The 17,345-nt window shown below is 71.1% G+C and carries 17 protein-coding genes and 2 pseudogenes; 10 read left to right on the top strand and 9 right to left on the bottom strand.

From position 1 onward, the window contains the following. Positions 1-69 precede the first annotated feature (69 nt). The 4 genes from OV079_RS39545 to OV079_RS39530 all read left to right on the top strand — a co-directional run bounded on the left by OV079_RS39545 (position 70) and on the right by OV079_RS39530 (position 2,575). The gene (locus tag OV079_RS39545; RefSeq protein ID WP_267774840.1) at positions 70-336 is read left to right on the top strand and encodes a hypothetical protein; all 267 of its coding nucleotides are present in this window, start codon (positions 70-72) and stop codon (positions 334-336) included. 748 nt (positions 337-1,084) lie between these two features. Continuing rightward, positions 1,085-1,255 carry a hypothetical protein gene (locus OV079_RS39540; RefSeq protein ID WP_267774839.1) on the top strand — a complete coding sequence of 57 codons (171 nt, stop codon included), beginning with the start codon at positions 1,085-1,087 and terminating at the stop codon, positions 1,253-1,255. Positions 1,256-1,524: 269 nt separating this feature from the next. Then, positions 1,525-1,878: a hypothetical protein gene (locus OV079_RS39535; RefSeq protein WP_267774838.1), complete on the top strand. Its 354-nt coding sequence runs from the start codon at positions 1,525-1,527 to the stop codon at positions 1,876-1,878. A 16-nt stretch (positions 1,879-1,894) separates the two neighbouring features. Next, a complete protein-coding gene (locus tag OV079_RS39530; protein WP_267774837.1) occupies positions 1,895-2,575 on the top strand; it encodes a vWA domain-containing protein in 681 nt (226 codons plus the stop codon). A gap of 141 nt (positions 2,576-2,716) precedes the next feature. Here the strand turns inward: OV079_RS39530 and OV079_RS39525 are convergent, their stop codons facing one another. After that, complete coding sequence (locus OV079_RS39525; RefSeq protein ID WP_267774836.1) at positions 2,717-3,808, bottom strand: hypothetical protein; 1,092 nt, start codon at positions 3,806-3,808, stop codon at positions 2,717-2,719. Beyond that, complete coding sequence (locus OV079_RS39520; protein ID WP_267774835.1) at positions 3,766-4,503, bottom strand: glycosyl hydrolase family 28-related protein; 738 nt, start codon at positions 4,501-4,503, stop codon at positions 3,766-3,768. Before OV079_RS39520 ends, OV079_RS39525 begins: the two co-directional genes overlap by 43 nt. A gap of 253 nt (positions 4,504-4,756) precedes the next feature. Here OV079_RS39520 and OV079_RS56595 point away from each other — a divergent pair, with 253 nt between their 5' ends. Then, positions 4,757-6,400, top strand: coding sequence for an AgmX/PglI C-terminal domain-containing protein (locus tag OV079_RS56595; protein ID WP_267774834.1), 1,644 nt, complete (start codon positions 4,757-4,759; stop codon positions 6,398-6,400). Between the two features lie 4 nt (positions 6,401-6,404). On the opposite strand, the gene OV079_RS39510 is transcribed toward OV079_RS56595, so the two are convergent. Further along, positions 6,405-7,454: an NAD-dependent epimerase/dehydratase family protein gene (locus OV079_RS39510; RefSeq protein WP_267774833.1), complete on the bottom strand. Its 1,050-nt coding sequence runs from the start codon at positions 7,452-7,454 to the stop codon at positions 6,405-6,407. A 105-nt stretch (positions 7,455-7,559) separates the two neighbouring features. Between OV079_RS39510 and OV079_RS39505 the strand changes: the two genes are divergently transcribed. Beyond that, positions 7,560-8,996: a sensor histidine kinase gene (locus OV079_RS39505; protein ID WP_267774832.1), complete on the top strand. Its 1,437-nt coding sequence runs from the start codon at positions 7,560-7,562 to the stop codon at positions 8,994-8,996. On the opposite strand, the gene OV079_RS39500 is transcribed toward OV079_RS39505, so the two are convergent. Both OV079_RS39500 and OV079_RS59355 read right to left on the bottom strand, forming a co-directional pair. Next, on the bottom strand, positions 8,929-9,657 hold the full coding sequence (locus OV079_RS39500; protein WP_267778756.1) for a cytochrome P450: 729 nt from the start codon (positions 9,655-9,657) through the stop codon (positions 8,929-8,931). The two genes, OV079_RS39505 and OV079_RS39500, sit on opposite strands and share 68 nt — an antisense overlap. A 76-nt stretch (positions 9,658-9,733) precedes the next feature. Beyond that, a pseudogene (locus OV079_RS59355) lies at positions 9,734-10,228 on the bottom strand (cytochrome P450); the annotation flags it as partial. 127 nt (positions 10,229-10,355) lie between these two features. On the opposite strand from OV079_RS59355, the gene OV079_RS39490 reads away from it, so the two are divergent. Further along, a complete protein-coding gene (locus tag OV079_RS39490; RefSeq protein ID WP_267774829.1) occupies positions 10,356-11,645 on the top strand; it encodes a homoserine dehydrogenase in 1,290 nt (429 codons plus the stop codon). Between the two features lie 557 nt (positions 11,646-12,202). Further along, positions 12,203-12,973, top strand: a complete 771-nt coding sequence (locus OV079_RS39485) for an alpha/beta fold hydrolase (protein ID WP_267774828.1) — start codon at positions 12,203-12,205, stop codon at positions 12,971-12,973. A 133-nt stretch (positions 12,974-13,106) separates the two neighbouring features. On the opposite strand, the gene OV079_RS39480 is transcribed toward OV079_RS39485, so the two are convergent. The 4 genes and pseudogenes from OV079_RS39480 to OV079_RS59345 form a co-directional block, all read right to left on the bottom strand. Beyond that, the gene (locus tag OV079_RS39480) at positions 13,107-13,274 is read right to left on the bottom strand and encodes a hypothetical protein (protein WP_267774826.1); all 168 of its coding nucleotides are present in this window, start codon (positions 13,272-13,274) and stop codon (positions 13,107-13,109) included. 71 nt (positions 13,275-13,345) lie between these two features. Further along, complete coding sequence (locus OV079_RS39475; protein WP_267774824.1) at positions 13,346-13,777, bottom strand: TetR/AcrR family transcriptional regulator; 432 nt, start codon at positions 13,775-13,777, stop codon at positions 13,346-13,348. A 557-nt stretch (positions 13,778-14,334) separates the two neighbouring features. Continuing rightward, entirely contained in the window at positions 14,335-14,745 is a 411-nt protein-coding gene (locus tag OV079_RS59350) for an ADP-ribosylglycohydrolase family protein (protein WP_420829577.1), read from the bottom strand. Positions 14,746-15,160: 415 nt separating this feature from the next. Continuing rightward, positions 15,161-15,667, bottom strand: a pseudogene (locus OV079_RS59345) (O-acetyl-ADP-ribose deacetylase); the annotation flags it as partial. Between the two features lie 104 nt (positions 15,668-15,771). On the opposite strand from OV079_RS59345, the gene OV079_RS39460 reads away from it, so the two are divergent. Next, positions 15,772-16,458 carry a DUF4336 domain-containing protein gene (locus tag OV079_RS39460; protein WP_267774822.1) on the top strand — a complete coding sequence of 229 codons (687 nt, stop codon included), beginning with the start codon at positions 15,772-15,774 and terminating at the stop codon, positions 16,456-16,458. 10 nt (positions 16,459-16,468) lie between these two features. Next, the gene (locus tag OV079_RS39455; RefSeq protein ID WP_267774821.1) at positions 16,469-17,131 is read left to right on the top strand and encodes a TetR/AcrR family transcriptional regulator; all 663 of its coding nucleotides are present in this window, start codon (positions 16,469-16,471) and stop codon (positions 17,129-17,131) included. Positions 17,132-17,345: the final 214 nt, after the last annotated feature.

The following is a 17,345-nucleotide window of genomic DNA, read 5'->3' as shown; positions in this document are numbered from 1 at the left end:
ACGACCTCGCCCGCCTCGCCGCCCTGCTCGAGCAACTGATAATGGCGAGCCCCGGCGCTCGGCGACCACGTGAAGTCGAACTGCTTGATCGCCGAGAAGCCCAGCGAGAGGCTCGGCGCCTCCGGCAAGTCCTCGTCCGTCGCGCCGGTGACGGTCATCACCGGATCCGGCAGCTCCCCGGAGGTGCTGACGGCGTCGTCCTCGACCGGCGCGCCCGTCGACTCGTCATCGCCGCTGGTGTCGGTGTCGCTGTCGATCTCGGCAGCGTCGCCCTGCACCTGGCCGGACGGGAGACAGCCGAGGATGCAGGCAGAGAACAGAGAAAAGCGCAGATAGATGGACACGATCGACCTCCCGGACGCGATACAAGCATTCGTAGAGCCTGGCTCGACAGCCGGGCCCGAACATTCGACGCACCGCCGCGAGCACGGGCGGTCCGTCGATTCGCCAGCAGATCTAGCACGCGCTCGATCGCCGTCACAAGCCGCCTCGCATGAATCCAGCCCCACTTTGATGTGAGTCGCCGACGCAACTCCGCTTGGTGCCTCCGTCGATTCCCAACTGCAGTTGGCAACTCCAGCGCCGATCACCAACCGCAGTTGGCTGGCGCGCCGAACCAGCCTGGCCTACGCTGCGCGCATTCGTCGGCATCGCAACTACGACGAATGTCGATTCCATGCATCGCCCCATCACCCCCGCCGCACCCCGCCGACCCGTCGCGCTCGCACGCCGCGGTCCGCCAGGACGTCGCCTCGCTGCCCAGGCCTCCCGGCCGCCGCACCTCGCCCCTCGCAGCCCACAGCGACGAACTCGCGACCCCCACGTCCCCCCCGCCGAGCACGCCCTCGCAGCAATCACCGGCGCGGCGCTCACCGCGCGCGAAACCGCTCGGCCAAACGTCGCGTCTTGCGCAGTCTGTGAACGGCGCTTTTTGCGCAGCCACCGCAGCCGCCGCCAACCTGGCTACGACCCGTTTGTGGCGCCTTTTTCAAATTATGCGCGGCGCACGCAGCGCGATTGCTTCTCGCCGTGGGCATACCATGCAGGGGGTCACGGTGCCTCACCCGTTCCGACAGAGGAAGCCATGCGTGACCACAACGAGACCCATCAATCCCCCGACCATCGGGAGCACCCGAACCTCCCGCTGGGGATGACCGCCGCGGATGACGCCCCGTTTACGGTCGCGCCCAGCTTCTCTCCGTGGGGCGGCGACAACTTGGAGGAGTACGAAGAGCAGCCGTGCTGCTGGTCATAGCTGGCCTTGGGGGCAGGTCCTGCGGACCAGGCTCGCCTCGCGAGCCCGGCGCATGAATTCAAGGCGCGCCCGGCGGCGGCGCGAATTGCCACAAAAGCGCCGTAAGTCGGCGCGGGGGGGTCCGGGCGATTGACAAGCGGGGGCCCGTCGGACGAATTGGGGCCGTGCCGCCCGTCACGCCCCTCACCATGCGCATTCGCCGCGCCTTCTCCCGACTTTTCGATTCGCGGCGGATCGGTCGCAGCATCGCTCTTTGCGCTGCGCTGTCCGTGCCGTTCGTCGCCTGCACCTCGCTGACCCTCACTCGCCTGAACTCGGCGCAGAAGAAGCCCAACAACGTGTGGGTGTTCTTCACCGTCGAGCAGAACGAGGAGCCGGTCGCCGGCCTCCAGGCCGAGGACTTCCAGATCTACGAAGACGGCGACCTGGTCTCGACCTACGAGAGCAAGCAGGTCATCCAGAACCCCGAGGTCGCCGCGGTCATGTACACCATGCTGCTGCTCGACGTGTCCGGCTCGGTGTCGGAGTCGGGCTCGGCCGACCAGCTTCGTCGACGCCGCCCAGCTGTTCACCGACCGCGTCGGCAAGACCCAGAAGGTCGGCGTCTACGCGTTCGACGGTGAGAAGGAGCTGCACTCGGTGACGCCCTTCACCGAGTCCGAGGGCGCCGTGTCCGGCGGCCTCGACGGCCTCCGCACCTACAAGCCCAAGGACCCCTCGACCAACCTGCACGGCGCGGTCATGGAGGGCCTCAAGGAGCTCAAGAAGTCGCTCGACAAGGAGAAGAAGCCGCTCAAGTTCGGCACTCTCGTCGTGTTCACCGACGGCACCGACCGCGCCGCCCGCTTCAGCCGCGAGGACATGAAGCAGGAGCTGCTCAAGGAGCAGTACAAGGACTACGAGATCTACGCGATCGGCGTCGGCGCCGAGATCAAGAAGGCCGGCCTCGGCGACATCGGCCGCGACGGCACCGAGCTCGCCACCGAGCAGGCCGGCGTCAAGCAAGCCTTCGAGAAGGTCGCCGACCGCATCGAGCGCCACACCAAGCGCTTCTACCTGCTGTCGTACTGCACCCCGGCGCGCAAGGGCACCCACACCGTCCGCATCGTCGCCAACAGCAAGAACCCCAAGGGCTCCGGCGACCTCGAGTGGGACTTCAACGCCGACGGCTTCGGCCCCCCGCCGGACTGCGACCCCAACACCCCGCCCGTGTTCCCGCTCAAGACCGGCGAGGTCGTCGACACCGGCAAGATCCAGGGCGACAGCGGCAGCGGCGGCAAGGTCAAGGTCAAGGCCTCCGCCTCCGCCTCGGTCAACTGAGCCGCCCGCGGCCCTGAGGCCGCACCTTCCCGAACGGGCATGTCTTTAAAGCATGCCCGTTCGCGCATGTGCGAACAGGCATGTCTTTTCAGACACAAACCCTGCACACGCCGCCATCGTCGAGATGTCCTTTCGGACATCTCATGGTCTTTGAAAGCTTTCAGCCGCCGAGACGGCGCGCCGCTGGTCCTCGTACAGCGACGGCGGGTCGAGCACGCCGACCTGGCCGGGGCCCTCGACCCAGTCCTCGGGCGCGGTCCCGGCGGCGTCGGGCGACTCGAGGCTGGTCTCGACCGTCAGCTGCGGCCCGACCCCGATCACGTAGCCGTGGCCGAACTGGCGCGAGCGCACCACGCCCTTGCCGCTCGCGTTCCACACGGCCGACTGCGTCGCGCTGTGCCCGGCCCCGCTCGACCACGCCAGACGGTTGACCGCGCCCCAGCCGTCGTCGACCACGCTCTGGTCGAGCAGGTTGGCGGTCGCCAGCGAGTGGTGGAACTCCGACAGCCCCACCGTCCCGAACTCGCTGCCCATCAGCGCCACCGCCTTGCCCTCCGACGAGTGGACCCGCAGCCACACGATCCCCGTCGCGCCGAAGCCCCAGTTCTGCACGAAGTTGTGCCGGCCCGCCCGCGCCACGCAGTCGCGCACCAGCACCTCGCCGCTCTGCATCACCTCGAACAGGTAGCCGTTGCCGCCGTCGCCGCGGTGCTGCGCCAGCTCGAGCGTGCTGTCGGCGACGGTCACCCGCGCGCTGCGCTGGATCGTCAGCCCGCCCGACTGCAGGTGGCGCCCGGAGCCCTTGCCCTCGGCCGGCGCACCCGGCGACACGAACGACTTCACGCCCATCACCCACGCGTCGCGCACCCCGAGCATCGCCACCGCGTACACCTGGTCCTGCGACCACGCGTCCTCCCAGCCGACCGCGTTGGCGACCCCGACGTCCATCAACGCCACCTCGCGCAGCAGCCCCGTCACCGGTCGCACGCTGGCCTGGTCGCGCACCAGCGCCGGGTAGCGCAGCGGCACGTCGATCTCGACCGCGCCGCTGTCCGGGTCGACCGCGGTGACGGTGCGCCAGAAGAACGGCTGCCAGGTGTCGTTGAAGACCATCCAGGTGCCGTTCATCGCGTGCTCGGCGACGAAGGCCGGGGAGATCTGCCAGCCGATGGCGATCTCGTCGCCGACCTTCAAACCGCTCGCGTCGGCGACGGTGATCGTCCGCGCGCGCACCTGGCCGTCCTCGGCCAGCGCGACGTCGGCCCCGATGCAGGCGCGCCGGCGAAGGTCAGATGTGCCTCATAGGACATGTCTGAAAAGGCAGTGAACCACAGCCGGCTCTGCTCGGCCCCGACGCCGGCGATCACGGTGTTCGAGGCGTTCACGGTGAGCCGCCCGTCGACCCGGTAGAGCCCCGCCGGCAGGCGCACGACCGCCCCGCCGGCCTCGGCCGCGGCGTCGAGCGCGGCCTGCAGCGCCGCGGTGGCGTCGCTTTGGCCCGTCGCGTCGGCCCCGTGGTCGCGCACCGCGTCGATCGTGAGCGCCGGCAGCTCGCTGCCCGGAACCGCCGCGGCCAGGCGATAGCCCGCGTACGAGAAGTCGTGGAGGAAGCGCCCGTCCGGCCCGATGAACTCGGGCGTCCAGTCCTCGGGATAGAGCTCGCTGCGCCAGCCCACCACCGGATCGCCGGTCGTGCTGCTCGCGTCGGTCGTGCTCGTGGTCGTCGATGTCGGCGACGCCGTGGTGCTCGTCGCCTCGCCCGTGTCGGTCGGCGACTCGCTCGTCGCCCCGCCGGTCGTGGTGCTCGTCGCCTCGGTGCCCGCGCCCGTGCTCGGCCCCTCGGCGGTCGACGTCGTCGCGCCCGTGCTGCCGTCCCCGCCGCCACACGCCACGAGCCACACCAGCGACGCACCCACGAACCTGCGCATGATCGCCAGCTTGCCCGAGCAGCGGCCTCAGCAATACGCGGGGCGATCGACGCTGCCTCACGACCTCTCCCTCCGCGGATGCCCGATCGGACATGCTCTTACGGACATCTCCCACCGACTCGGCCGACCGCGGCCGCGCGACCCCAGCGAACAGCGGCCGGTTTCACGCGCCCACCCATTGTCGTCGATCTCACAGGCGCGGGAACTTTCCCCGTCCTCGAACGTGACACCCTCCTGCGTGAGCGCTCCCAGCGTGACCCCTGTCGTCCCAGCCGTCGCCGAGGTGGTCGCCCGTTATCGCGGCCGGGTCGTCGACGTGCAGCACGTCCGCTGGAGCGAGCCGCCGGCAGTGTCCCCGGCCGCCCTCCTCGGCGGCGGCGCGGCCCTCCTCCTGCTCGGCTTCGCCCTCGCCCTGCGCGGGCTGGCTCAGGTCGAGGCCGCGGCGCAGTGCGAGCTGCCCCCCTGTCCGAGCGTGGGCGCCGGCGCCGGCCTCGGCGCCTTCCTGATCGCCGCCGGCCTGCTCCCGCTGGTCGTCGGCCTGGTCCGCTGGCGTGACCGCGCCCGCGCCCGCTACACCCTCGGCGAGGGCCCCGAGGCCGACTTCACGGTCGCGGTCCCGGGCGCCCCGGCCGAGGGCATCCCGCTGATCATCGCCCTCGAGCAGGGCTTCGTGCTCGGCCTCCCGCCCGGCGTGCGCGGCACGATCGACGGCGACGCTTCGATCGATCTCGCCGAGGCAGCCGCGCAGGGCCGGCGCTCGCTCGCCCTGCCCGCGGGCGCGAAGGCCGTCGTGGAGCTCGGGGAGCTGGCCTTCGAGATCTCCCAGGTCCCGCCCGCCGACGCGCCGCACAACCCGCTCGAGTTCGACCGCCTCACCTGGCTCAGTCACATCGGCGCGGCGCTGCTGGTGGGCGGCTGGGTGTGGTGGATCGATCACTCCCCGATCGCCACGATCGAGCTCGACCACGCGGCGCAGATCGAGCTGGCCGCCCGCTACATCACGCCGGCGCCGAAGAAGAACGAGCAGACCCCGCAACCTCCACCCATCACGACCCCGCGAGTCGCCGCCGCCCGCCCTGTCGAAAAACCCGCGCGCCCGCCGGAGCCCGCGCCCGAGCCCGAATCGCCGCCGGTCGGCTTCGCGGTCGACGAGGCCAGCGGCCTGGTCGCGCCGTCGTCACCGGCAGCGTTCGCCCGCCGCCCGACCAAGCCCGGGGTCGGCTCACGCTTCGATCGCCGCTTCGACTACGACCGCGTCGCCGGAGCCCTCGGCGACCCCGGCTTCGTCAACGCGATCGAAGAGTACACCGTCAACATGAAGAACGGCCAGCGGGCCTACAAGAACGCCCAGGACGACGCCTGGTGGGCCCAGGCCACCGGCGGTCCGCCGCGCACGAGCAAGCACTTCGGCGGCCTCGATCTCGCCGAGACCGAGCGCGGCGGCGGCGTGCACACCGACAAGCCCGAGCCGAAGAAGGCACCTGTCTCTCAGGTCACCTTGACCGCCTCGCTCGACCTGCCGCCGCCGACCAAGGAGGAGCTGGCAGAGAGCCGCCTCATCGCCCGGATCCACATCGACGGCCCGACGATCACCGGCGACGCCGGCCTCGACAAGAACGAGCTGAAGCAGTACGCGCGCAAGCGGTCGGGCCCGTGGCGCGCCTGCTACGAACAGGCGCTGGCTAAGGACCCCGAGCTCGCCGGCATCATGCAGTTCCAGGTCCACTTCGACGCGACCGGCAAGGCCACCCTCGCCCGCGTCAACTGGTCGACCCTCTCGATCGGCAAGATCGAGGCTTGCCTGGCCAAGGCCTCGGTCGGCTGGAAGCTCCACACCTCGCTGCCCAAGGAGACCAAGGCGGTGTTCGAGCTGCAGTTCGAGGCCCACACCCACTGATCGTTCAGCGGGCGATCATCCCCTCGTCGACGAAGAAGCGGTACCACGCGCGCACCGCCGCCGGCAGGTCGCCCGGCTGAAAGCCGAGCTCCTGCTGCGCGCGCGAGGTGTCGGCGCGGCGCTGCATCGTCAGCACGAACACCGCGCCGGGCGTGAGGTGCTGCGGCACGTTGGGGAACAGCTTGGCCATCGGCTTGGAGATCGTCCGCGCCACCGCCGACATCAACCGCGGCGACAGGGCGATCGGCCGCCGGTCGGTGCCGATCTGCTCGGCGAACAGCGCCAGCATCTCGTCCATCGTCACGTAGCGGGTGCTGAAGATGTAGCGCTGACCGGTGCGCCCGCGCTCCATCGCCAGCACGTGCCCGCGCGCCAGGTCCTCGGTCGTCACCGCCTCGTAGCCGCCGGGGATGATCGCCCGCAGCTTGCCGCGCGAGAAGTCGATCATCGCCTTGCCCGTGCGCGACGGCAAATAGTCGTACGGCCCGACCACCCCCGTCGACACCGCGATCACCACGTCGAGCCCGTCGGCGCACGCCTGCAGCGCCTCGTGCTCGGCCAGCACCTTGGTGCGCGAGTAGGGCATCCACTCGACGAACGGGTAGAACGGCATGTCCTCGTTGCACGGCCGCTGCGGGTCGTCGGGGTCGAAGCCGATCGTCGAGAACGAGCTGGTGTGGACCACTCGCGCCACCCCGGCCCGCTGCGCCGCTCGCAGCACGTTGCGCGTGCCGATCACGTTGATCTTCCACAGGTCGCGCATCTGCGGCTCGGTCGGGCTCAGCACCGAGACCTTGGCCGCGGTGTGATACACGCGGGTGCAACCCTTGACCGCGCGAGCCACCGCGTCGGCGTCGAGCAGGTCGCCCTCGATGCGCTCCACCTGCAGACCCTCCACGCCCCGATTGTTGTGCCGAGGATGCACGAGCACTCGCACATCCTCGCCCGCGGCCAGCAGATGTCGCACAAGGCTCGCACCGACGTGGCCGCTGGCGCCTGTCACCAGGGTCTTGCCGTTGGGAGGCGTCGGAACACTGCTCTGAGGGGTCGTCATGGCGCGCAACGAGACCACGGCGACCGCGCCCTGTAAAGCGCACCGGCCTCGCGACGTGGCCCACGTCGCACCGCGACAACCGCTGCGTTATGCTCTCGGCCCCGGATGGCAAAGCGCCAGCCAACTTGGTCGCGCCGGCTGATCGCCCTGCTCGAGCGCGGTTTGCCGCCCGCGCTGCTGGAAGACCACGAGATGCGCCGCAGGGCCCTCCTCATCGAGGGCACCGCCTGGCTGGTCGTCCTCGCCTGCGCGCTCACCGTGCCGGTCATCGCCGCCACCACCACGGGCATCGGCCGCATCACCTCGCTGGCCGCCGATGTCGGCACCCTCGCGCTCACGCTCGTGGGCCCGTGGCTGCTGCGCCGGCGCGGCACGCCCGTGGCGGCCGGCCACTGGATCACCGGCTGCGTGTTCGCCGGCACCGTCTACGCCGTCTCGACCACCGGCGCCTTCGCCTCGCCCTACTGGATCTTGCTCGCCATCGTGCCCTTCCTCGCGGCGCAGATGGCGGGCCGCCGCGCGGGTCACCTGTGGGGCGCGATCTGCCTGGTCGGCGTGTGCGCGCTGTTCTTCGCCGACCACTTCACCGACGTCCTGCCGCAGTTCCACGACCCCGACCGCTACGCCACCACCACCGCGATCTACGGGGCGATGACGATCCTCGCGGTGCACGGCCTCAGCCACCTGGCCGACCTCGCCAAGGACGAGGCGATCGCCCGCGCCGAGGCGGCGGCGGCCCAGCTCGAGCACGCCGACCTCGAGATCGAGCGCGCGCGGATCCTCGCCCAGCAGGCGGTCGCGGCCAACAGCGCCAAGTCGGCCTTCATGGCGACGATGAGCCACGAGCTGCGCACCCCGCTCAACGCGGTGATCGGCTACGCCGAGATGCTGGTCGAGGACGCCGACGCCCAGGGCCTGCCGGACATGCGCGACGACCTCGTCAAGATCGTCGGCGCCAGCCAGCACTTGCTCGGGCTCATCGACGACGTCCTCGACCTCTCGCGCGTCGAGGCGACCAAGCTCGACCTCCGGCGCGAGCAGCTCGCCCCCGAGGACGTCGCGCGCGAGGTCACCGAGGCGCTGCAGCCGCTCGCGCGCACTCGCGGCAACGTGCTCGAGGTCTATGGCCCGCCGGCCCCGCTGCACGCCACGCTCGACCGCAGCCGGCTGCGCCAGGTCCTCATCAACCTGATCGGCAACGCCCTCAAGTTCACCGCGCGCGGCCGCGTCACCGTCCACGTGCGCAGCGAGGAGGTCGGCCCGGCCCGCTTCGTCGTGTTCGCGGTGGAGGACACCGGCATCGGCATCCGCGAGGGCGACCACCGGCGGATCTTCGAGCCCTTCACGCAGGTCGACTCGTCGCCGCGGCGCCGCTACGAGGGCACCGGCCTCGGCCTCGCCCTGTGCAAGCACCTCGTCGAGATGATGGGCGGCAGCATCGGCGTCCGCTCCGAGTTCGGCCACGGCAGCGTCTTCACGGTGCGGTTGCCCGCCGAGCCGCCAGCGCGAGCCGAACCGGCCGCGCCGGCCGCAGCGTGCTGACCCCGACGCTCGGCACCTCCGGCGTCACGAGCCGCCAGCTGTAGCGCCGGGCCACCGCCGCCAGCGCGATCACCAGCTCGAGCAGCGCGAAGTGGATGCCGATGCAAATGCGATGACCTGCCCCAAAGGGCATGTACGCCGTCTTCTGGCGGGCCTGCGCCGCCCCGGGCGCGAACCGGTCGGGGTCGAAGCGGTTGGGGTCGGGCCACACGTCGGGCTGGCGGTGCAGCTCGTGGACCATCACGGTGATGATCGAGCCCTTGGCGATCGGGTAGCCGCCGAGCACGTCGTCGCGCGCCGCGGTGCGGGGGATCGCCCACACCGCCGGGTAGAGCCGCAGCGTCTCGTCGATCACCTGGCGCGTGTAGGGCAGCTTCGGGATGTCCTCGAGGCCAGGTAGGTCGTGATCGAGCGCGTCGACCTCGGCCTGCAGGCGGGCCATCACCTCGGGGTGGCGGGCCAGCAGCGTCAGCGCCCACGTCAGCGACACCGCGGTCGTCTCGTGGCCGGCGATGAACACCGTCATCACCTCGTCGCGCAGCTGCTCGTCGCTCATGCGGCGGCCCGACTCGTCGTCGCTGGCGGCGATCAGCACGTCGAGCAGGTCGCGCTGCTCCGAGCCCGACGCGCCCTTGCGGCGCTTGCCGATGAGGTCGTAGATGAACGCGTCGACCTCTCTTGGCCGCGACGAACCGGCGGTTCTGCGGCGTGGGGATCCACAGCGGCGGCGTGAACAGCTCGAACAGGCGCCGGCTGGCCAGCTCGAGCGCCGTCCCGATCGCGCGCCCGATCGGCCCGGCGTCGCCGATCTCCGGCACCCCGAACATGGTCCGGCCGATCACGTCCATCGCCATCCGCATCGACTCGAACAGCGCCTCGATCTCCGTCTCGTGCGACCAGCGCTGCAGCATCTGCTCGACCGCGCCGCGCATGTCGTCGACGTAGCGCTGCACCGCCTTCGGCGTGAAGTGCGGCTGCATCAGGCGCCGCTGGCTGGTCCACGTCTCGCCCTCGGACGAGAACAAACCCTGCCCTACCAACAATCGCAGCCCGTCGATCTCCGCCAGCTTTTGATACGCCCCGCGGCTCTCCACCAGGATGTGCTGCGCGTGCTCCGGCCGGACCGTCGGCACCACCACGATCTTGCCGAAGTGGACCGACAGCGGCGCCCCGTAGCGGCGCACCAGGTCGGTCATGCCGACGAAGTTGGTCTTCCTGGCGATGTCGACCATGCTGCCCAGCCACGGCAGGCCGGGCGCCCGGGGCATGGTCCTGAACGGCGTTCCACTGACATCGACGGGCGCGTTCATCGCAGCCGCCAGCGTCGCACAATCGCTGCCCGTCTGGTACTGTCGGCGCGTGAAAGCCCTCGGCGTCGGCATCCTCGGCCTCGGCAACGTCGGCGCGGGAACGGTGCGACTGCTCGCGGAACACCGCGCGCGCATCGAGGCCCGCCTCGGGGTGCCCCTTACGATCCGTCGCGTCCTCGTGCGCGACCGTGCGCGCGAGCGGGCCGTCGACGTCGCGCCGGAGCTGCTGACCACCGACATCGAGGATGTCCTCGGCGACCCGAACATCGCCATCGTCGTCGAGCTCATGGGCGGCGTCGAACCGGCGCGCAGCTACATCCTGGCCGCGCTGCGGGCCGGCAAGCACGTCGTCACCGCCAACAAGGCGGTGCTCGCCGAGCGCGGCGCCGAGATCTTCGCCGAGGCCGCGCGGGTCGGCCGGGCGGTCGTCTTCGAGGGCAGCGTGGCCGGCGGGATCCCCCTGCTCCGCAGCCTGCGGGAGGGCCTCGCCAGCGACCGGATCACCGGTCTGTGCGGCATCGTCAACGGCACCTCCAACTACATCCTCGACGCCATGACCCGCACCGGCGCGGGCTTCGCCGACGCGCTCGCGGGGGCCCAGGCGGCTGGCTACGCCGAAGCCGACCCCACGCTCGACGTCGGCGGTGGCGACGCCGCCCACAAGCTGGCGCTGCTGGCCCTCGTCGCCTTCGGCGTGCAGGTCGACCCGGCGACGATCCCCACCGAGGGGATCTCCCACATCACCGCGTTCGACATCCGCGCCGCCGCCGAGCTCGGGTTCATTATCAAAAGCCTCGCGATCGGTGAGCGCGACGAGCACGGCGTCGGCCTCCGCGTCCACCCCACGCTCGTCCCCCGCGGCCACGTCCTCGCCGGCGTGCAGGGGGCCTTCAACGCCGTGCTCGTGCAGTCCGACGCGCTCGGCCCCAGCCTCTACTACGGCCGCGGGGCCGGCATGATGCCGACCGCCGTCGCCGTCGTGTCCGACATCCTCGAGGTCGCCCGCGACCTGCTCGCCGGCCTGTACTCCCGGCCAGGTCCCACGGGACAGGTCCCTTCGGCCATCCCCGCTCCGATCGCCCTGCGCCCGCTGGCCGACGTCGTCTGCGCCCACTACCTGCGCTTCCGCGCCCCGCACGTCCCCGGCGTGCTCGGCCGGGTCGCCGCCTGCCTCGGCCGCCACGGCGTCAGCATCCGCCGCATGTCGCAGGAGACCCCCTCCGACGACGGCTCGGCCGCGATGGTGATGCTGACCGAGCCCGTCGCCGACGGCCCGCTCGCCGCCGCCCTCGTCGAGGCCGCCCTCCCGGTCACCCGCCTGCGCCTGCTCGCCGACTGAGACCTGTCCGCGAGGACATGTCGCAACATCGGCCGGTCGGCACCCGCCGCACGTCGCGGAGAGCGCTCCGCCGACGGCTCGGCGGCGATGGTGTCGCTGACCGAACCCGCCGCCGACAGGGCACATCGTATCACCCGCGGCAGCCCTCCTCCTCCTGCCCAGGGTCGAGCCCCTCCGCGCTCCCGACCTCCGAGCCGGGACCTCGCGGACGCGCGAAGCAGGCCCGGCACCTCCGTCGCGTGAAGACGCCGAGATCGCCTGCGCAGTCACATGGCGCAAGAGCCAGGTTTTCGTCCCGCCGCGGCGGCAGCCTCATCGGCATTGTCCGCCGCATGGACACCCAGCCCCGGTTTCTCCGCGTTCGCGCGGCAGACCGCCGGTCGCTGCCGAATCGTTGCCCCGATCTGACCAGTCGACTATTTTTTTGACCGATCGGCCAACCCAAGCGCGTCCACGCGCGCTGCCGGCAATAGGAGACTTCCCTTGTCTAGACCGACCCCCTCATCCTCGCCCTCGCCGCCCTCACCGCCTGCGGTGATTCATCCGGCTCGACCCCCGTGGAGCCCGTCGACGCCCGGTTCCTCGCCAGCGACGGCATCGACCTGCACTACGTCGAATACCCCGGCGACGGCAGCCCCGTCGTCCTGCTCCACGGCTACACCAGCACCGCGGACGCGACCTGGCAGGCGCCCGGCATCGCTCAGGCGCTGGCCGAGAATCACCGCGTCATCCTCCTCGACCAGCGCGGCCACGGCGACAGCGACAAGCCGCACGACCCTGCCGCCTACGGCGGGCGCATGCTCACCGACATCGTCGAATTGATGGACCACCTCGACATCGACCGGGCCCACATCGCCGGCTACTCGATGGGCGGCAACATCACCGCGGTGCTGCTGAACGCCGCCCCCGAGCGGTTCATCACCGCCAGCCTGTGCGGCACCGGCGTGGCCGAGGCCGACGAGGCGCTGAAGGCCGCCGCCGAGGCCCTCGACCCCGTCGGCGTCGACCCCGAGGAGACCGAACTTTTAAAGATGATCGAGGAAGGTACGCTCGAGGCGCCGGAGCTCGACGACGCCGCGATGGAGGCGCTCGCGGTCGGCTGGGGCCAGTGGGGCCCGCCGCCCGTCGACCTCACGGACATCGAATTCCCGGTGCTCGCGGTCAACGGCGAGTTCGACCGGCCCTACTCGAAGACCGTGCGCATGGTCCGGGAGCTGCCGCAATTCGTGAGCGCAGTGATCCCCGGCCGCGGCCACATCACCACCCTCATCGACCCCGGCTTCCGCGACGCGCTGGTCGAATTCATCGAAGCCCACGACGACGAGTGACCCTCGTCGGCGAGCTGGGCCTACGCTCGTCGGCCCGCGCCTCGACCGATCCATCGCTCGATCGCGAGGAACCATCGTCACCACGCGCGTGGGACCAGGCCACGGCCCGGCGATCGAGCGAATCGCATCGCTGTCAGCGCCGCGCGCGGCGGGTCGGGCCCTTCGAGCGAATCGTGTCGTCGGGCGTCGCGCGCGTCGCCGCTCTGAACAGCGCCACCGCCTCGCGCGACGCCTCGGCGAGATCGACCTTCTCCCCGTACGTCGCGCGCTGGATCAGCACCCCGTCGATCACCGAGCGCACCGCCACCGCCATCGGCCGCGGCGCGAAACGGCGAAACTCTCCGGCCGCCTGCCCCTCCAGGAAGATCGCCTTTACAATTCGAGGCCCGGCTCGTACGTGCGCGCGTCGAGCACTTGCTGCCCGGTGCTCGTGCGGAGGCCGTTCCAGATCTCCAGCAGCGCCACCGCCTCCTGCCCGTGGCCGGCGATGAACGCGATGCTGCCCTCGATGTACGCGCGCAGCTTGCCCGCCGCGCGTGCCTGGGCCGCGACCGTCGGCAGCACCAGCTGCGTCACCTTCGTCATCACCGACGTATAGACCTGCGCGATCAGCTCGTCCTTGCCCGCGAAGTGATACGAGATCACGCCCTTGCTGATCCCCGCCCGCTCCGCGATCGTCGCCAGCGACGCCTGCGCGTAGCCCATGCTGGCGATGATCTCGATCGTGCATTGCACGATCTGGGCGCGCCGCGCCTCCTCCACGAAGGAGCGCGGCGCCTCGCTCGAACCACCTCGCGGGGGCATGGTCGGCGCCAAAATGACACGCCGGCGCGACGCGGCGCAAGCGCGCACCGCTCGCCGGCGGCCCTGCACGCGACCCGTCTGCCCTCGCGCTGACCTCGGGCCGCGAGGAAGGACCGTGCGCCACGCCTTCGGGCCCGGCTTGTCCGAGACCACGACCTTTTCGCCGCAAGGCGCGACCTCCCGGACCTCGAGGATGTCCCGAACGCTCTACCCGGCCGTGAGACGAGCCCACCACGTGCGGCCCGACGCCTCACACCTCTGCGACCGCGCGGGCGGGTCTCGCATCACCGAAGTCCCGTCCGATCTCGCCGCGAGGATCGCCGAGGTTACGGTCCCATCGCGCGCGCGACCTTGCTGCCCCGCGTGCGGCGGCAGCGAGCGCTCGTCGCTGCCGCGCGCGCGGCGGCAGCGAGCGCCCGTCGATCAGCTGCGCCCTGCTTCGATGCGCTCGACCAGCCGCGCGCAGATCGTCTCCACGTACTCGCGCGACGCCAGCGCCCGCAGCCACGCCTCGGGGATCGCCGCCAGCCCGTGCATCGCCCCCGCCAGCGCTCCCGTCACCGACGCCGTCGTGTCGGTGTCCTCGCCGAGGTTGATCGCCGCCAGCACCGCCTCTTCATAACTCCGGTGATTCGCCGCGCACCACAGGCTCGCCTCGAGGCAATGCACCACGTAGCCGCTGCCGCGGATCGCCGACGCCGGCGCCTCGACGATCGACCCGTCGAGAATTCTTTCAACACGTCGCGCTCCTCGTCGGGCACGAACGGCGCCAGGTGCCGCGACGCCTGCGCCATCGCCTTTTGCAGTGACCAGCCCTGCACCACCAGCGCCAGCAGCAGCGAGAAGTACGCGCAGCACAGCTGCGAGCGCGGGTGCGCGTGCGTCAGCCCGCTGACCTCCATGCTGCAGCGGACGATCTCCGCCGGCGTCAGCGCGCGGGTGAACAGCGCCAGCGGGGCGATCCGCATCAGCGAGCCGTTGCCGTTGTCGCGCTCGCTGCGGCCCCCACGCCTCGGGCGGGGCCCCATTGGCGTAGCGGGCGATCGCGCTGCGGGTGGCGATGCCGACGTCGAACACCTCGCCGTGCGGCGTATAAGCCTGTCCCTTGAGCCAGGCCAGGAACCGCCCCATCATGTCCGGCGGGTCGTACCCGTGATTAATCAAACTGTCGGCGGTGGCCAGCAGCAGCGAGCTGTCGTCCGACCACGTGCCCGGCGGCTGATTGTAGGTCCCGTGGCCTCGCACCCCCGTGACCGGGTCGGCGGACAGTTGCTCGCGGCTGCGGAATTCGACGGGGACACCGAGCGCGTCGCCGACCACGGCCCCGAGCAGGCACCCGAGCATGCGCGCGTGCGCGTCGACGCTTGCCGAGGTGCCAGGGTCGGCCAGAATCGCCGCATACGCGTCATGCACCGCCTCGTCGAAGCACACCAGCACGACCCGCTCGATCGCGGCGTCCTCGGCCAGGAACGCCGAGATCGTGCGCACCGCGACGGCGCAGGCGGCCTCGATCGGGTAGCCGTAGATGCCGCACGAGATCGCCGGGAAGGCGATCGTGCGCAGCCCGTGGGCGCGCGCCAGCTCGAGGCTGTTGCGATAGCACGACGCCAGCAGCGCCTCCTCGCCGCGGTGGCCGCCGTTCCACACCGGACCCACCGTGTGGATCACGTGCCTGGCCGGCAGCCGGTAGCCGCGGGTCATCTTCGCCTGTCCCGTGGGGCAGCCGTGCAGCATGCGGCACTCCGCGACAAGCTCCGGCCCGGCGGCGCGGTGGATCGCCCCGTCGACCCCCCCGCCGCCCAGCAGCGACGTGTTCGCCGCGTTGACGATCGCGTCCACAGCGAGGCGGGTGATGTCCCCGCGAACCAGCTCGATCCGCCGCTCCGACATCCCGGCAGTGTAGGCCCAGATCGCCATTTGAGCCACCCGCCCCGCGCCGCTTGCACATTTTTCAACCCTCGGTCAGATTCTCGACACCTTTGAAGGAGGCCCGCTTGCTGCAGACGATCGACACCAACTTGTGGACCGCCACACAGCCGCTGAGCATGCTCGGCCTGCAGATCGGCGCCCGCATGACCATCGTCCGGCTCGGCTCTGGCGGCCTCCTGGTCCACGCCCCGATCGCGCTGACCCCCGAGCTGAGGGCCGCGATCGACAGCCTGGGGCCGGTGCAGGCCGTCATCGCCCCCAACGCGATGCACCACCTGTTCCTCGGGCCCTTCCTCGCCGCCTACCCCTCGGCCCGCGGCTACGCGGCCCCGGGCGCGATCGCCAAGCACCCCGAGTTGCAGCTCGAGAGCATCCCCAAGAACCCCGACCTGCTCTGGGCCGGCGACCTCGACCACTTCGAGCTCGAGGGCGCCCCCAAGCTCGGCGAGGTCGCCTTCTTCCACCGCGCCTCTCGCACTCTGATCCTCACCGACTGGGTGTTCTACTTCAAAGACTCGCCCAACTGGCTCACCGGGCTCTACCTCCGCCTCACGCGCGCCCTCGGCAAGCCGACCCAGACCACGGTGATGAAGTCCTTGATCAAGGACCGCGCCGCCGCCCGCGCCTCGGTCGAGCGCCTGCTGCAGTGGGACTTCGACCGCGTCGTCATGAGCCACCGCGACATCCTCCCCAGCGGCGGCAAGGAGGCCGTGCGCGCGGCCTCCACATGGTTATTGAGCCATGGATCTTGAGCCAGGTCGCATGGGACAGCCTCGAACCTCCGCCGACGCCGAGCCGAGCCCCGAGGCGCGGCGGCTGGCCCGCAAGTCGCGGCGCCAGGACAACCGCCGCCAGCAGATCCTCCGCGCCGCCCGCGAGGTGCTGCTGGCGAGCGGCCCCGAGGCGTTCACGATGGAGCAGGTCGCGCGGGCGGCCGACGCCAGCAAGGCCGCGCTCTACTACTATTTCCAGGCCAAGGAGGAGGTCGTCGCCGCCCTGGCGATCGAGGCCCTGCGCCGCGAGGTCGAGGTCGTGAGCGCGGCGGTGATCGCCGCCGAGCGCGGCATCGACGGCCTGGCCGCGCTGATCCGCGGCCGCGTCGAGCACTACCTCGCCGACCCCGACGCCTTTCGAATCCTCTACACCTGGGCGCCGACGCTCGGCGCGGCCCAGCGCCTGGTGCTGGCGGAGATCTTGCCCCTCACCGCGGTCGTCAGTCAGTCCCTCGAGGCCAAGCTGCAGCGCGACCGCAAGGCCGGCCTGCTCCACCCCGACGCCAACCCGGCCCGCCTGGCCCAGGTCGCCTGGCTGACCAGCCACGGCCTCCTCAGCTACGCGATGAACCAGCCCCATCCGGAGCGCGGCGCCTGGCGCCCGCTGTGCGACGAAGCCTGCGCCGCCCTGGTCCGCGGCGCCACCCGCTGAACCACCGCCCGCAGCGCGCAATCCGCTCCGAGTGCCGCGGAGCTGGGCCCCGAGTATCCCCACCTCGTGCTGCTCCATTGCTATGATACGACAGGCGTCTCGTGGAATTCCGCGAAGGATGGCTGCATCCGAGCCCTCGCGCGCGAGGCTCGCAATCACGATAGCGGGACTTCAGAGGCGATCTCGCTCGAAACCAAAACCACCCGATTGCGCG

The organism is Nannocystis pusilla (genome assembly GCF_026626665.1).
Lineage (GTDB): Bacteria > Myxococcota_A > Polyangia > Nannocystales > Nannocystaceae > Nannocystis > Nannocystis pusilla.
The sequence above is the reverse complement of the archived record's forward strand: the minus strand, read 5'-3'. Positions and strand labels throughout refer to the sequence as shown.

Excerpts from the sequence above, each read along its gene's own strand:
- OV079_RS39510 (WP_267774833.1), bottom strand. The coding sequence starts at position 7,454 with ATGACGACCCCTCAGAGCAGTGTTCCGACGCCTCCCAACGGCAAGACC.
- OV079_RS39520 (WP_267774835.1), bottom strand. The coding sequence starts at position 4,503 with ATGCGCAGGTTCGTGGGTGCGTCGCTGGTGTGGCTCGTGGCGTGTGGC.
- OV079_RS59350 (WP_420829577.1), bottom strand. The coding sequence starts at position 14,745 with ATGCGGATCGCCCCGCTGGCGCTGTTCACCCGCGCGCTGACGCCGGCG.
- OV079_RS39475 (WP_267774824.1), bottom strand. The coding sequence starts at position 13,777 with ATGCCCCCGCGAGGTGGTTCGAGCGAGGCGCCGCGCTCCTTCGTGGAG.
- OV079_RS39540 (WP_267774839.1), top strand. The coding sequence starts at position 1,085 with ATGCGTGACCACAACGAGACCCATCAATCCCCCGACCATCGGGAGCAC.
- OV079_RS39505 (WP_267774832.1), top strand. The coding sequence starts at position 7,560 with ATGGCAAAGCGCCAGCCAACTTGGTCGCGCCGGCTGATCGCCCTGCTC.
- OV079_RS39455 (WP_267774821.1), top strand. The coding sequence starts at position 16,469 with ATGGGACAGCCTCGAACCTCCGCCGACGCCGAGCCGAGCCCCGAGGCG.